This is a genomic window from Nonomuraea sp. NPDC048882 (genome assembly GCF_040649755.1).
Classification (GTDB): domain Bacteria; phylum Actinomycetota; class Actinomycetes; order Streptosporangiales; family Streptosporangiaceae; genus Nonomuraea; species Nonomuraea maheshkhaliensis.
This window is the reverse complement of the sequence record NZ_JBEZGB010000034.1, coordinates 1-14,936: the sequence shown is the minus strand read 5'-3', so window position 1 is coordinate 14,936 and position 14,936 is coordinate 1. Positions and strand designations below refer to the sequence as shown.

The 14,936-nt window shown below is 67.9% G+C and carries 12 protein-coding genes and 1 riboswitch; of the genes, 9 read left to right on the top strand and 3 right to left on the bottom strand.

Annotated features, from left to right (window positions below):
- Positions 1-18 precede the first annotated feature (18 nt).
- Positions 19-2,544 (top strand): L-aspartate oxidase, encoded by a 2,526-nt coding sequence (locus AB0C27_RS54090; protein ID WP_357862738.1) that lies wholly within the window; start codon positions 19-21, stop codon positions 2,542-2,544.
- A gap of 3 nt (positions 2,545-2,547) precedes the next feature.
- Positions 2,548-3,330, top strand: coding sequence for a type III pantothenate kinase (locus AB0C27_RS54085; protein WP_357862736.1), 783 nt, complete (start codon positions 2,548-2,550; stop codon positions 3,328-3,330).
- 60 nt (positions 3,331-3,390) lie between these two features.
- On the opposite strand, the gene AB0C27_RS54080 is transcribed toward AB0C27_RS54085, so the two are convergent.
- Positions 3,391-3,864: a hypothetical protein gene (locus AB0C27_RS54080; protein ID WP_357862734.1), complete on the bottom strand. Its 474-nt coding sequence runs from the start codon at positions 3,862-3,864 to the stop codon at positions 3,391-3,393.
- Positions 3,865-4,012: 148 nt separating this feature from the next.
- On the opposite strand from AB0C27_RS54080, the gene lysX reads away from it, so the two are divergent.
- Positions 4,013-5,494: a bifunctional lysylphosphatidylglycerol synthetase/lysine--tRNA ligase LysX gene (gene lysX / locus AB0C27_RS54075; protein WP_357862732.1), complete on the top strand. Its 1,482-nt coding sequence runs from the start codon at positions 4,013-4,015 to the stop codon at positions 5,492-5,494.
- 953 nt (positions 5,495-6,447) lie between these two features.
- Positions 6,448-6,660 (top strand): LuxR C-terminal-related transcriptional regulator, encoded by a 213-nt coding sequence (locus tag AB0C27_RS54070; RefSeq protein WP_090937160.1) that lies wholly within the window; start codon positions 6,448-6,450, stop codon positions 6,658-6,660.
- A gap of 46 nt (positions 6,661-6,706) precedes the next feature.
- On the opposite strand, the gene AB0C27_RS54065 is transcribed toward AB0C27_RS54070, so the two are convergent.
- Positions 6,707-7,660: a C40 family peptidase gene (locus tag AB0C27_RS54065; RefSeq protein WP_357862730.1), complete on the bottom strand. Its 954-nt coding sequence runs from the start codon at positions 7,658-7,660 to the stop codon at positions 6,707-6,709.
- Positions 7,661-7,755: 95 nt separating this feature from the next.
- A riboswitch (cyclic di-AMP (ydaO/yuaA leader) is annotated at positions 7,756-7,905 on the bottom strand.
- Positions 7,906-8,185: 280 nt separating this feature from the next.
- On the opposite strand from AB0C27_RS54065, the gene AB0C27_RS54060 reads away from it, so the two are divergent.
- The gene (locus AB0C27_RS54060; protein WP_357862728.1) at positions 8,186-8,755 is read left to right on the top strand and encodes an amino-acid N-acetyltransferase; all 570 of its coding nucleotides are present in this window, start codon (positions 8,186-8,188) and stop codon (positions 8,753-8,755) included.
- Between the two features lie 10 nt (positions 8,756-8,765).
- Here AB0C27_RS54060 and AB0C27_RS54055 read toward each other — a convergent pair whose 3' ends face one another.
- On the bottom strand, positions 8,766-9,644 hold the full coding sequence (locus AB0C27_RS54055) for a hypothetical protein (RefSeq protein ID WP_357862839.1): 879 nt from the start codon (positions 9,642-9,644) through the stop codon (positions 8,766-8,768).
- 165 nt (positions 9,645-9,809) lie between these two features.
- On the opposite strand from AB0C27_RS54055, the gene AB0C27_RS54050 reads away from it, so the two are divergent.
- The 4 genes from AB0C27_RS54050 to AB0C27_RS54035 form a co-directional block, all read left to right on the top strand.
- The gene (locus tag AB0C27_RS54050) at positions 9,810-10,304 is read left to right on the top strand and encodes an RDD family protein (RefSeq protein ID WP_357862833.1); all 495 of its coding nucleotides are present in this window, start codon (positions 9,810-9,812) and stop codon (positions 10,302-10,304) included.
- 105 nt (positions 10,305-10,409) lie between these two features.
- Positions 10,410-10,898: an RDD family protein gene (locus AB0C27_RS54045; RefSeq protein ID WP_357862726.1), complete on the top strand. Its 489-nt coding sequence runs from the start codon at positions 10,410-10,412 to the stop codon at positions 10,896-10,898.
- Between the two features lie 513 nt (positions 10,899-11,411).
- Positions 11,412-11,744 carry an Lsr2 family protein gene (locus tag AB0C27_RS54040; protein WP_106243615.1) on the top strand — a complete coding sequence of 111 codons (333 nt, stop codon included), beginning with the start codon at positions 11,412-11,414 and terminating at the stop codon, positions 11,742-11,744.
- A 1,668-nt stretch (positions 11,745-13,412) separates the two neighbouring features.
- A partial coding sequence (locus AB0C27_RS54035) for a Clp protease N-terminal domain-containing protein (RefSeq protein WP_357862724.1) occupies positions 13,413-14,936 on the top strand: 1,524 nt, incomplete at its 3' end.

Genomic DNA, 14,936 nt, shown 5'->3' with positions numbered 1-14,936 from the left:
TCAGTGAGGAGACCCCCGATGAGTGCACCGGCGATTCCCCTGCGTCTGACCGCCCCCGAACCCGGCTGGATCGCCGCGGCCGACGTGGTCGTGGTGGGCTCCGGCATCGCCGGCCTGACCGTGGCCCTGCGTTACGCGGAGCTGGAGCCGGCGGCCAAGGTACTGGTCGTCACCAAGGACGTGCTGTCGTCCGGCTCGACCCGGTGGGCCCAGGGCGGCATCGCGGCCGTGCTCGACCCGGAGGACACCCCCGACGAGCACCTGAGTGACACGTTGCTGGCGGGGGTCGGGCTCTGTGACGTACGGGCGGTGCGCACGCTGGTGACCGAGGGCCCCGACGCGCTGCGCCGGCTGATGGCACGGGGCGCCCGCTTCGACCGGACGGTCGACGGTGAGCTCCAGCTCACCAGGGAAGGCGGGCACCGGCGCCGCCGGATCGTGCACGCGGGTGGCGACGCCACCGGCGCCGAGGTCCAGCGGGCGCTGGTCGAGGCGGTGCGGGCCGGCTCGATCGAGGTGATCGAGCACGCGCTGGTGCTCGACCTGCTGAAAGACGCGAAGGGCCGGGCCAGGGGCGTGACGCTGCACGTCATGGGCGAGGGCGCGCGCGACGGCGTGGGCGCGGTGCACGCCAGGGCGGTGGTGCTGGCGACCGGCGGCATGGGCCAGGTCTACGCCGCCACCACCAACCCGGTCGTCTCCACCGGCGATGGCGTGGCCCTCGCGCTGCGGGCCGGAGCGGTGGTGCGCGACCTGGAGTTCGTCCAGTTCCATCCGACCGTGCTGTGGCTAGGCGAGGGCTCGACCGGGCAGCAGCCGCTGATCTCCGAGGCTGTCAGGGGCGAGGGCGCCTTCCTCATCGACCACGAAGGCCGCCGGTTCATGGAGGGCGCGCACGAGCTGGGCGACCTCGCGCCGCGCGACGTGGTGGCCAAGGCCATCATGCGCACGATGCGGGCCAACGGCCGCGACCACGTCTTCCTCGACGGCCGCCACTTCGGCAGGGAGAAGTGGGAGTCGCGCTTCCCCACGATCTACGCGGTCTGCCGCGAGCACGGCATCGACCCGGTCACGCAGCCGATCCCGGTCTCGCCGGCCGCCCACTACGCCAGCGGCGGCGTGCGTACGGACCTGCACGGCCGTACCTCCATCGAGGGTCTCTACGCCTGCGGCGAGGTCGCCTGCACCGGCGTGCACGGCGCCAACCGGCTGGCCTCCAACTCCCTGCTCGAAGGGCTCGTGTTCGCCGAGCGCATCGCCGCCGACGTGCACGCGCGGCGGCCCGCGCCGGGGGAGCCGGTGCCGGGCACGGCCGCGGAAGGGCTGGTGGACCCGCGGGTCAGGGCGAGGATCCAGGCCCACATGAGCACCGGCGCGAGCGTGCTGCGCAGCCGCGAGTCGCTGGTCGCCACCGCCGGTGCGCTGCGGGACGCCCGCTGGACCCCGGTCGAGGTGGCCGCCTGCACCGAGGCGTGGGAGGCCACGAACCTGCTCACCGTCGCCACCGTGCTCACGGGCGCGGCGGCCGCCAGGCTGGAGACGCGCGGCTCACACTGGCGCGAGGACCACGACACCCGCGACGACGACGAATGGCTGGGCCACCTCGACGTGACCCTGACGAAGGAGGGCCTCCGCATGACGTACACGCCGCATGGGGACGCGATGACGCCGCGCCTGGCGCAGGAGCTCACGGCGGCCGGGCTGGACCCGGCCGAGGTGGACGCGCTGATCGACCGCGCGTTGGCCGAGGATCTGCAGGATGCGGGCGATGTGACGAGCCTGGCCACGATCCCCGAGGGGCAGCGCGCGGTGGCCGACGTGGTGGCCCGCAGGGACGGTGTGGTGGCCGGGCTGGCGGTGGCGGAGGCGGTGTTCGTCCGGCTCGGGGCCGCCCGCGCCGAGCGCGGTGCCAAGGACGGCGAGCGGGTGCGGGCCGGGGACGTGCTGATGACCGTCGAGGGCCCCGTACGCGCCCTGCTGACGGCCGAGCGCACCGCGCTCAACCTGCTCACCCACCTGTCGGGAGTGGCCACGCTGACCGCGCGCTGGGCCGAGGCCGTCGGCGGCACGGGCGCGCGGGTGCGCGACAGCCGCAAGACCCTGCCCGGCCTGCGGGCATTGGAGAAGTACGCGGTACGCAGCGGCGGCGGCGTGAACCACCGGATGTCGCTGTCGGACGCCGCTCTGATCAAGGACAACCACGTCGTGGCCGCGGGCGGGGTGGCCGAGGCGTTCAGGGCGGTCAGGGAGCGCTACCCCGACCTGCCGATCGAGGTGGAGATCGACCGGCTCGACCAGCTCGACCCCGTGCTCGACGAAGGGGCTGAGCTGATCCTGCTGGACAACTTCACGGTCGAGGACACCGCGCGTGCCGTACATATCGTGAAAAATCGGGCGAAAAATAGGGTTGCTCTTGAGGCGAGCGGGGGATTGACCTTGGAATCGGCCCGTGATGTGGCGGAAACTGGCGTTGACTACCTTGCGGTGGGAGCCCTGACGCACTCAGCGCCGGCCCTTGACATCGCTCTGGATCTGCGGGGGTAATGAATGCTGCTCACGATCGACGTCGGCAACACGCACACGGTGCTGGGGTTGTTCGAGGGCGAGGACGTCATCGAGCACTGGAGGCTGGCCACCGACGCCCGCCGTACCGCCGACGAGATCGCCGTCGTCCTCCAGGGGCTGCTGAGCCAGTCGCCGCTGCTCAAGGGGGCCGACATCGACGGCATCGCCATCTGCTCCACGGTGCCGAGCGTGCTCAACGAGATGCGTGAGATGTGCCGCCGTTACTACGGCGACGTGACCGCCGTGATCGTGGAGCCGGGCATCCGCACCGGGGTGCCCGTACGGATGGACAACCCCAAAGAGGTCGGCAGCGACCGCATCGTGAACGCGCTGGCCGCCATCGACCAGTACGGCGGCCCCTGCGTCATCGTCGACTTCGGCACCGCGACCTCGTTCGACGCCGTCTCCGCCAAGGGCGAATACGTCGGCGCGGTCACCGCCCCCGGCATCGAGATCTCGGTGGACGCCCTGGCCGCCGCCGGAGCCCAACTGCACAAGGTCGAGCTGGTCAGGCCGCGCTCGGTGATCGCCAAGAACACGGTCGAGGCGCTGCAGGCCGGGATCATCTACGGCTTCGCCGGCCAGGTGGACGGCATCGTCGAGCGCATGACGGCCGAACTGGCCGACGACCCCGACGAGGTGACGGTCGTCGCCACCGGCGGGCACGCGGCGCTGGTCGTGGGCGAGTCACGTTCGATCGACGTGCACGAGCCGTGGCTGACCCTCATCGGGCTGCGGCTCGTCTACCATCGCAACACCGCCTGAGCTCCGGCACACGACGAGCGGCCCCCCGCTCGGGTGGGGGGCCGCTCGCGCTTTCACCCGTCACTCGCTCTCGGCGGTGTAGATGTACTGCCAGTGGCCGCACTTGACGGGGAAGTTGCTGTGGGGGCCGATCTGGCAGACCTTCGCCCGCAGGCTGAAGACGTCGTGCTCCTGGAACTGGAACCACTTCGAGCCCGGGTAGCCGCAGTACTTCTTGTAGTAGACCGGCGACCAGTCGTGGTCGAAGTCGCTGGCCTCGAACTTCACGAACGCGCACTTGCCGCCGGCGCGGTAGGTGCGGTTGTCCAGGTCCCAAAGCCGGCCTCTGACCGTGACCTCGTTGGACTCGCCGTCGTGGTCCCAGTCGACGCCCACCCAGCCCTGCGCCTTGGCCTTGAAGTGCTTGGCGTAGACGGGGCCCCAGTACTCGGAGTGGTCGTCGGGCGTGCTCGCGTAGGCGGCGGCGGGAAGCGCCAGGGCCAGAGCGCTGGTCGCGGCGACGGCGGCGAGGCCGGTCGCGATCTTCTTGAACATCTCGTCTCCTTGAGCTCCCCTCGGGCCGGCTCTTTGCCGGCACCCCCCTTCGAGCTCGTGAGACATTGATAGGCGCGGGGCCTTGCAGAAAGTCTGCAGCAGACCGACGAGCCCTTGCAGTTCGCCATATCCCCTACCCTTTGATGTTGTGAGCGACGAACTTCCCGAGCAGATGCGCATCCGGAGGGAGAAGCTCGACCGCCTTCGCAGCGAGGGCGTCGATCCTTACCCGGTGAACTTCCCACGTACGGCGACCAACGCCGAGGTCAGGGAGAAATACGAGGGCCTTGAGCCCGACACCGCGACCGGCGACCGGGTCGCCGTCGCGGGGCGCGTCATGCTCAACCGTGTGGGCGGCAAGCTCTGCTTCGCCACGCTTCGCGACGGCAGCGCCGACCTCCAGGTGATGATCTCGCTCGACAAGGTCGGCGAGGAGTCCCTGGCCGCCTGGAAGCGTGACGTCGACCTGGGCGACCACGTGGGCGTCAGCGGCGAGGTCATCACCTCGCGCAGGGGCGAGCTGTCGATCCTGGCCGAGAGCTGGCAGATCACCTCCAAGTGCCTGCGCCCGCTGCCGGAGAAGCACGTCGGCCTCACCGACCCCGAGGCGCGGGTGCGTCAGCGCTACGTCGACCTCATCGTCAACGACGAGGCCAGGACGATGGCGCGGGTACGCAGCGCCACGGTGCGCGCGGTGCGCGACTTCTGGCACGAAGAGGGCTATCTGGAGGTCGAGACGCCGATGCTGCAGCCGATCCACGGCGGCGCGACGGCCCGGCCGTTCAAGACCCACATCAACGCCTACGACATGGAGCTCTACCTTCGCATCGCGATCGAGCTCTACCTCAAGCGGCTCGTGGTGGGCGGCATCGAGAAGGTCTTCGAGATCAACCGCAACTTCCGCAACGAAGGCGCCGACTCGACGCACAACCCCGAGTTCACCATGATCGAGGCGTACGGCACCTACCTCGACTACAACGACATGGCCGACCTCACCCAGCGGATGTACCAGAAGGCCGTGGTGGCCGCCCTGGACACCACGGTGGTCGTCCACGACGGCAAGGAGATCGACCTCGGCCTGCCCGAGTGGCCGCGCATCACCCTCTACGGCGCGGTGTCGCAGGCCGTGGGCGAGGAGATCACCACCTCCACCACCCTGGAGGAGCTGCGCAAGCTGGCCGACCGGCGCGAGATCCACTGGGACCCGAAGTGGGGCTCGGGCAAGATCGTGCAGGAGCTGTTCGAGGCGCTGGTCGAGCACACGCTGGTCCAGCCCACGTTCGTGATGGACTATCCGCTGGAGACGTCCCCGCTGGCCCGCAACCACCGCGACGACCCGCTGCTGACCGAGAAGTGGGACCTGATCGGCTTCGGCACCGAGCTGGGCACCGCCTACTCCGAGCTCAACGACCCGATCGAGCAGCGGCGCCGGCTGGTGGAGCAGTCGCTGCTGGCGGCCGGGGGCGACCCCGAGGCCATGCAGGTCGACGAGGACTTCTTGCAGGCGCTCGAATACGCCATGCCGCCCACAGGGGGCATGGGCGCCGGCATCGACCGGATGATCATGGCGTTCACCGGCAGGAACATTCGCGAGACGATCCTGTTCCCGCTGGTCAAGCCCACCCACTGAGTCACGGTCACCCGGCGCGGCCCCGTCGGGCCGCGCCGGGCCTTGCCCGGGATCGAACCGGCCCCGCCCGGGTGCGCACCGGTCCCGCCCCGGTGCGCCGGGGTGCGCCTGGCCTCAGCCGTCGCCGATGAGGCCGACTCGGGCTCTCAGCTCCCGCACTCTCCTCACGGCGTAGTCGTGAAACTCCCTTCCGGCCCGCCCGGTTCCCGGCCCGAGCGCCGCTGTAAGCATCGGGTCAAGGCGCGCGCCAGGATCTCACTACGGCCGCGGCTCCGTTCGTGATCCTCCGCAGGCGCTCCGAGCGGTTCGCTGATCGTCGTGTCCGGAAGTGGCCACGCCGGAGCGGACCCGAGAGCGGGCTCGCCGGGCGGAGCGGCGAGCAGGTCGCCGGTGATCACCTCCAGGCGCGGGCTCGGACGCCGGCACCTGCGGAAAGTGACGCCCTGATCGCCAGGGCGCGTGGCCAGGTGCGCTCCTGCCGGTCCGTCCGTACGAGCGGCCCGGCCTGCTGACCTGGGCCTGTGCCGGCCATGGGCGCGGTGCCGCGACCGCAGCGCGGATCGCGGAGCGGCAGGGTGCGGAGGACGTGCGTGGTGGCTGCGAGTGATCAGACGCGCGTGCGGAACAAAGCGGTCCAGGCGCGAAGACCGCGATGACGGGGATAAGGATCACGCAGAAATTCGCCGTCGAATGGATCAAAACCCAGCACGTCCACCGCGTTCGTCATTGCGGATCCGGCCTGCGCGGAAGGCTCGATGACTTCGCGTATCGCCCGACGATCATTAGCGACATATCGCGAGTGCGTCATATATATCGGATCATGTCAATAGCGCTCGTCAAGAGCTCGGATTGTCATGCTTGACGACCTTTCCAGGATGCGTTTAACGTCTGCGAGGAGCGACTTCGGCCCACTTGAGAGGCCCAAGTTCAGCTGTTGGGGGGGAGGGCTCCCGATGGATGTGCTCACTGAAGGCGTCGAGCTGAGTCATGCCGATCTTGCGTTGCTGTCGGAGCTGGCCAAGGGAGTCACGGTTGACCGGGTGGGAAGACGTCTGGACATCAGCGGTCGTACCGTACGTCGGCGATTGCGCGGCATCTGCGACCGCATCGGCGTGGCCACGGCGATCGAGGCCGTGGCCTGGGCGGCCCGCCGCCAGCTGATCTAGCGGCGGGCACGTCTGGCGACAGCGCCGGCGAGCCGTGGGCAGGGGCTCAGTCGGCGATGCGTACGGCGCCGGCGAACGGCCGGTTGGCGATCGAGGCGATGCGCACCACGTCACCGGTCCGCGGCGCGTGCACCATCATGCCGCCGCCGAGATAGATGCCGACGTGGTGCAGGTCGCTGTAGAAGAACACCAGGTCGCCCGGCCGCATCTGCTCGCGCGGGATGTGCCGGCCCGCCGTCCACTGGCTGCCGGTGTAGTGGGGCAGTGAGATGCCCACCCTCTGGTAGGCGGCCATGACCAGACCGGAGCAGTCGAAGGAGCTCGGCCCCTCGGCGCCCCAGACGTACGGCTTGAGCTGCTGTGTGAGCGCCCAGCGCGCGGCCTGGGCGGCCTTGCCGGCGCCGACGATCGGCAGGTCGACGCGGGTCGCGCGGGTGCCGGGCCGCCCGGCCTCGCCCAGCGCCCGGCTGAACAGGTTGCTCTCGACCTTGGTGACCAGCTTGGTGATCTTGTCGCGCTTGCCGCCCAGCTCGTTGACGAGCTGCTCGACCTCGTCGATGCGCGCCTTGGCGCCGGCCCTGGCCCGCTCGGCGGCCGCCCTGGCCTTGGTGACCTGGTTGACCGCCTCGCCCTGCTGCTGCTCCAGCACGTACGTGGTGGCGGCGCGGTCGAGGAAGGTGTCGGGGTCCTTGGAGGTGGTGAACGCCAGCACCCGGCCCAGGCCGCCCGTGATGTAGGCGTTCTCGGCGAGCATGGCGGCCTTGGCCCGCTTGGCGGCGAGATCGGCCTCACTGGTGGCCAGGGTCTTCTTCGCGGCCTCTGCGGCCTTCTTGGCGGTCTTGAGCTTCTCCCGCTGGCCGTTGTACTGCTCGCTCAGCGTCTCGATCTCGGTGTGCATCTTCTCGACCCGCTTGGCCAGCTCCTTGAGCGAGGGCTTGGGATCGGCGGACGCCGAGGCGACGGGGATCGCGAGGAGGACCGCGGCGATCGTGAGACTCACCACACCGAAGCGGTGTGGCCGCCGAGGTCGTTCCGGAGGGCGGGCGTGCTTGCCCGCCGTCTTCCCCCCACCGTCGTGCGTGCGCTTCACCAACGAGCTCCTCTCATGGACGCCTACCGGGTTAGCTGACGGGTTCGGGCCGGAGCAGCCCTACCGAACGATTCGGATTCACCCCAGTGGTGACGATGGGGGTCGTCACCGGCGGGTCCCCGGCTTCCCTCACGGGAATTGGGCGTGTCCCTCACGTTGTGACACGTGGGGGACATCGTCGCAGGACACTAATGCACTCCGGGTTCGTGCTCAACCAGAACTGCCGAGTCTGTAGAGGTTTCACAACCGAAGGGTCACAAGGTGATCTCGTGGTCACTCGTACAGAAGCGACTTTATGTCCCCTTTGCCCTTGCTTCCGCCGCAGCCGCGAGGTCGGCGCCAGGGACGCGCCCATATGACCGGGTCATGTAACAGGATGGGCCGGGACATGGCAGTTAGGGCCGAGCCGTAATGACATCTGTACTCTGGAGAGCCATGGAGCAGGTGGCCGAACTGACGATGCCCGAGACCGCGGTGGTGGTCCGGCGTGCCCGCACGCCGGATGTGCGCACGGTCAGGAGGCTAGTGGACACCTACGCGGGCGCGGGCCCGCGGCTCCTGGAGAAGGCCACAGTGACCCTGTACGAAGACGTGCAGGAGTTCTGGGTGGCCGAGCGGGGCGGGCAGGTAGTCGGCTGCGGCGCGCTCCACGTGCTGTGGGAGGACCTCGCGGAGGTCCGCACCGTGGCCGTGGATCCCGAGTGCCGGGGCATGGGCGTCGGCCATCGGATCGTCTCGGCGCTGATACAGCAGGCGACGGATCTGGGTCTGCGGCGTGTATTCTGTCTAACTTTTGAGGTCGATTTCTTCGCGAGACTCGGGTTCCGCCCGATACAGGGCACCCCCGTCTCACCCGAGGTGTACGCCGAACTTCTCGCCTCCTACGACGAGGGCGTGGCGGAGTTCCTCGACCTGGAACACGTCAAACCGAACACCCTGGGCAACACCCGCATGCTGCTCCATCTGACATCGGGTGACGCGGACCTTGACCAGATGGAAAGGTGATTGTTGATACCTATGTCGATACGTTGGGCAGCACAGGCATGTGTCCTGACACGTGCCACATGCGCACTCGAAGCGAGGTGACACGGTGAGCACCGGACAGCCGCCGTATCCACAGGACGACTCCGGAGAAAACTCTGCCCCCGGCACCCCTTACGGGCAGCAGAACTCGGGCCGCCACCCCGGCGAGCCCGACCCCGACGTCACTGTGGTCGGCTACCGGGCGGACGACGCCTATGGGCAGCAGCCCCAGTACGGCCAGCAGCAGGGCTACGGACAGCAGCAGCAGTCCCAGCCCGGCTACGGCCAGCAGGGCTACGGCCAGCAGCAGCAATACGGCCAGCAGCCCCAGTACGGTCAGCAGCAGGGCTACGGACAGCAGCAGCAGTCCCAGCCCGGCTACGGCCAGCAGGGCTATGGCCAGCAGGACTACGGTCAGCAGCAGCAGTCTCAGCCTGACTACGGTCAGCAGGCTCAGTACGGGCAGCAGGGCTACGGCCAGCAGCCTCAGTCGGGTCAGCAGCCGCAGTACGGTCAGCAGCCTCAGTCGGGTCAGCAGCCGCAGTACGGTCAGCAGCAGCAGTCGCAGCCGGGCTATGGCCAGCAGGACTACGGTCAGCAGCAGGGCTACGGACAGCAGCAGCAGTCTCAGCCTGACTACGGTCAGCAGGCTCAGTACGGGCAGCAGGGCTACGGCCAGCAGCCTCAGTCGGGTCAGCAGCCCCAGTACGGTCAGCAGCAGCAGTCGCAGCCCGGCTACGGCCAGCAGGACTACGGTCAGCAGCAGGGTTACGGCCAGCAGCAGCAGTCCCAGCCCGGCTACGGCCAGCAGGGCTACGACCAGCAGCAGGCTTACGGCCAGCAGGGCTACGGGCAGCAGCAGCAGTCGCAACCCGGTTACGGCCAGCAGGGCTATGATCAGCAGCAGGCCTACGGTCAGCAGCAGGGTTACGGGCAGCAGCAGCAGTACGGGCAGGGGGGCTACGGCCAGCAGCCCGGTTACGGGCAGGCCTACGGCCAGCCGGTCGGCGTCCAGCCGCCCGGCGCGCCGGCTCCGCTGGCGGAGTGGTGGCAGCGGTTGGTGGCGAGGATCATCGACATCGTCATCCTCTACATCATCAACATCGTCATCGGCGTGATCTTCGGCCTCTTCCTCGTCGCCAGCTACTCCTCCCAGACGGGCGCGAGCAGTGGCCTCCTCACCTCCTCGGTGGTGGGGATCCTGACGAGCGTGATCGTGACGGCGCTGTGGGTGGTCTACGACTTCTTCCTGCTGAAGTCGAAGGGCCAGACCGTCGGCAAGATGGTGATGGGCATCAAGGTCGTCCCGATCGGGCAGATGATGCCGCCCGGTGGCCTGCCCACCGACATGGCGCTCAAGCGCGCCGGCGTGACGTGGGGCGGTTGGATCCTCAACGTGGTCCCGTTCGTCGGCTGGCTGGTCGGCTGGGCCGTGGTGGCGCTCAACGGCGCCTCGCAGCTGTGGGACAAGCCGTTGCAGCAGACCTTCGCGGACAAGTTCGCGAAGACCGTGGTGGTGAAGATCAAGTAGGTCTTCTCTCCGCAAAACCAGGGGCCGGCTTCGCGCCGGCCCCTATGTTTTGGGCGTGGGGCCGTACACAATGAGGTCCCTACGCCGAGACGCGAGGTGGGAGTTATGGCCGGGACCGCGCCGCGCCCGGACGCGCCACCCGCTGAATGGTGGGAACGCCTCGGCGCCCGGCTGATTGAAGCACTCGTCTTCGGGGTCTTCTATTACATTCTGTTCATCGGGCTATGGGGGTTCTTCCGAACTGTCGGGATGGCCGACGTGTTCGGCGGACGACTGCCCGGCGTGTTGGCATGGGCGGTGGCGGGGCTGGCATATGCCGGCTACGACTGGCTGGCTCATTCCCGCCACGGCAGGACGTTCGGTAAGGCGATCATGCGGATTCGCCTGGCGCCGCAGGGTCTTCAGGCCCGTGCACTGCTCAAACGAGCACTGATCTATCCCGCCCCGCTCATGCTGATGGGCATTCCGGTGGTCAATCTCCTGGCCGGAATGTTGCTGTTCGGCGTAGGGTTGCTCGTCCTGATCGACAAGCCGCTGGAGCGGGGTCCGCACGACAGGGCGGCGGGAACGCGCGTGGTAAAAGATCTTCGCTGAGCCGGGCGTACCTGGGCGGATGCCTTTTCGCAAAATTTTCGCTTGATCCGGTAAGGAGCCTGGAGAGACTGGCATTAGGCTATGGGGCGTCTGGGTTGCCGGGTGTCGGCGCCCCTGTGACACGCAGGGCAGCTGTGTGCCGCTATGGTCGGATGCGGGTGGTTGTAGCCTGCGTGTCTTGAGGGAGCGGGGCTCTCTGCGGTCACGCTCCCAGCGCTTTTTGCGCCCCCGAAACCCCGCTGGCCGTGGAGGCGAGGACGAATGGAAGCCCTAACAGACGTATTGTCAGCGCTCATCCCCCCGGTGGTGGTGGGTGGCGCCTTCATCTTTGGCGTAGTGAAGTTGGTCCGGTCCGAGGCCGTCCAGGGCCGTCGAAACCGCGAGGATCAGCCCGAGAGCCAGAACTGATCGGCTAGTCAGCCGAATCCCCGTAGCGCTGAATTGTCTCCACGCCTTTCCGGGTATATGTTTGGGCAGGCGAATGAAACAATGCTCCGCGAAAGGATTGCGTACATGGCCAAGCAGATCCAGGAGATTCTCATCGATGACCTCGATGGGGGCGAGGCCAATGAGACGGTCAGCTTCGCTATTGACGGCTCCACCTATGAGATTGACCTCAGCGACCTTAACGCGAAGAAGCTGCGGGACGCTCTCACGCCTTTCGTGCAGCATGCGCGCAGGGCGGGCGCCGTCTCCACCCGTCGTCGTGGCCGCGGCGGCAACCGGGCGATGAGCCGCGAGAAGAGCTCGGAGATCCGGCAGTGGGCCAAGGCCCACGGCCTGCCGGTCAGCGAGCGCGGCCGCATCGCCTCCACGGTCGTGGAGAAGTACGAAGCTGCTCACTAAGGGGCCGGCTCTCGACCATGCGCTTATGATGTTCGCCTTGGACCCCGGCGACCGCCATAAGCGCATGATCGTTTCCTGGACGTTCCGGAAACCGGAGCGTCTCGGACGATGATCTTCTGAGCGCCCAAATGTGGGCGATTAGGGCGTGCGTCTTGCCGGCTCCGCCCTGACGCCGTTTCACAGGGCGAGACGCTGTAATGCGACGGCCCCGCGCGCAAAGCCGTGCGGGGCCGTCGTCATGCCTCATTCGGCGCGGCGGATGCGCCGGGTGAGAGGCCGGTCTCCGGGCCGGCCGTGGTGGCGCAAACCGGGTCGGCCCGAGGTGGCGCAAAGCCCTCACCTCACGCCAATGCGGCTATGGAACGGGCCATAGGGAAAACATGGCGTCGGTTAACCGGGCGCCGATCTTCACGCGCTGTAGCGCAAAAGCATGATCCAGGCCGCCGCCGTACGGAGGAAACCGGCCGTGCGGTGATCGGTTCCGGTACGGATTACCCCGCTCCAACGGATGCGTGGAGTCACGGATTACCCGGCGCGTACGGATGGGTGAGCTCCGCAAAACCCGTCCGGTGCCGATGGCCGAGCTTCCGGGAAATCCCGTACGAACCGCGATGCGGGGCGGGAGCGAATACCCGGCCTGGGCCGCGATGCGGGGGCACGCGCAAAACCCGAGCCCGCGCCGGATGCGTACGAGGGGCGCAAAACCCGGCGCCGCGGGGGCGGGCGGGCGACGCAAAAGCTGATCCCGTGACGGGCGGGTGAGCCGGGCAAAACCCGGCCCTGTGACGGACGGTTGAGGCGCGCAAAACCGGTGCCGAGCGATGTGCCGGAGCGAGCATAACCCACAAGCATGAGCACGCCTCACAGATTGCCGCTTCTCGGGGCAAGCACTCACAAAGTCGTCACTCCGTGAGTGCGTGAGATTGCGTTTGCCGTACAACCGAAGAGTGCGCCGAGTGGTGGCGAATGCCAAGGGCGGCGGGGGTGCCGTCTCAAGATGCGGGATGAACTCCGGTAACCCGGCTGACCGGATGGCGGAAATCCGATTACGGTGAGTGCTGTGGGAAGCGGCGCTCGGTGGTACATCGGCGCGGTGCCCGGTGTGCGTTCAGTGCGCCGCTCGGCGCGCGTCGGCAGCGGCTGTCGGATACGGGTGTCGGATACGGGTGTCGGATACGGGTGTCGGATACGGCATAAGTACCGTGCCGACAGGGTGTGCGTTCCGCGCCGTCGTTGCGGTGTGCGTTCCGTGCCCCGTTGTGCTCAGGGCGTAGCGCGCACGTTTGGCCAAGCATTGGGCCGCGACATAGGATGTTTGGCGTAACAGATACGGACGCGGCATCTGAGATGCAGGGGTGAAGGGCGTCCCCGTGCCGGCCTTCGCACCGAGCGTCCGATGGCCGATCCGTGTGGGTCCGCGTACACCGTGTGCGGCGTTATGGAGCCGCTTCCGCGAAGGGTCCTAAACATCGTTCGCTTGCGGCGTATCGGGAACACGTCACCCCCGAACAGTAGTTGGATGGAGGGTGAACGCCCTGCTCTCGGGGAACGTGTCTGCTATAGAGCGTGTCAGCGGCAGTGGGCACGGTTCGCCGAGCCAGGGCTAGCATGCGGGAGGACGGGACCGGATTTACCGGCCTGACTGACCGCTCTGTGAGGAGCGACGAGATGTTCGAGAGGTTCACCGACCGAGCGAGGCGTGTTGTCGTCTTGGCCCAAGAAGAGGCCAGGATGCTCAACCACAACTACATCGGCACTGAGCACATTCTTCTTGGTTTGATCCACGAAGGTGAGGGCGTAGCCGCCAAGGCTCTGGAGAGCCTCGGCATCAGCCTTGAGGGTGTGCGCCAGCAGGTCGAGGAGATCATCGGCCAGGGCCAGTCGGCTCCGTCGGGGCACATTCCGTTCACCCCGCGGGCCAAGAAGGTCCTCGAGCTGTCGCTCCGTGAGGCTTTGCAGCTGGGTCACAACTACATCGGCACCGAGCACATCCTGCTCGGGCTCATCCGTGAGGGTGAGGGTGTGGCGGCTCAGGTGCTGGTCAAGCTTGGAGCTGATCTCAACCGTGTCAGGCAGCAGGTCATCCAGTTGCTCCACGGTTACCAGGGCAAGGAGCCGGCCGCGGCCGGCGGGCCGCAGGAGTCCGCTCCGTCGACCTCCCTGGTGCTCGACCAGTTCGGCCGCAACCTGACCCAGGCGGCCCGCGAGGGCAAGCTGGATCCGGTCATCGGCCGTGAGAAGGAGATCGAGCGGGTCATGCAGGTCCTCTCCAGGAGGACCAAGAACAACCCCGTTCTCATCGGCGAGCCCGGCGTCGGCAAGACCGCCGTCGTCGAAGGCCTGTCGCAGAAGATCGTCAGGGGCGAGGTGCCCGAGACGCTGAAGGACAAGCAGCTCTACACGCTTGACCTCGGTGCTCTGGTGGCCGGCTCGCGTTACCGCGGTGACTTCGAAGAGCGCCTGAAGAAGGTGCTCAAGGAGATCCGCACGCGCGGCGACATCATCCTGTTCATCGACGAGTTGCACACGCTCGTGGGTGCGGGCGCCGCCGAGGGCGCGATCGACGCCGCCAGCATCCTCAAGCCGATGCTGGCCCGCGGCGAGCTGCAGACGATCGGTGCGACCACGCTCGACGAATACCGCAAATACCTGGAGAAGGACGCGGCGCTCGAGCGCCGGTTCCAGCCGATCCAGGTGGCCGAGCCTTCGCTCAGCCACACGATCGAGATCCTCAAGGGTCTGCGCGACCGCTACGAGGCGCACCACCGCGTGTCCATCACCGACGACGCGCTGGTCGCCGCCGCGCAGCTGGCCGACCGCTACATCAGCGACCGCTACCTTCCCGACAAGGCGATCGACCTCATCGACGAGGCCGGCTCCCGGATGCGCATCCGCCGGATGACCGCTCCGCCGGACCTGCGCGAATACGACGAGAAGATCGCCAACGTCCGTCGCGACAAGGAGTCCGCGATCGACGCGCAGGACTTCGAGAAGGCCGCTGCCCTCCGCGACCAGGAGAAGCAGCTGCAGCTCAAGCGCGAGCGGCGGGAGAAGGAGTGGAAGGCCGGCGACATGGACGTCGTCGCCGAGGTCACCCAGGAGCTCATCGCCGAGGTTCTGGCGACCGCCACCGGCATCCCGGTCTTCAAGCTGACCGAGGAGGAGTCGCAGCGCCTGCTCCGCATGGAGGAC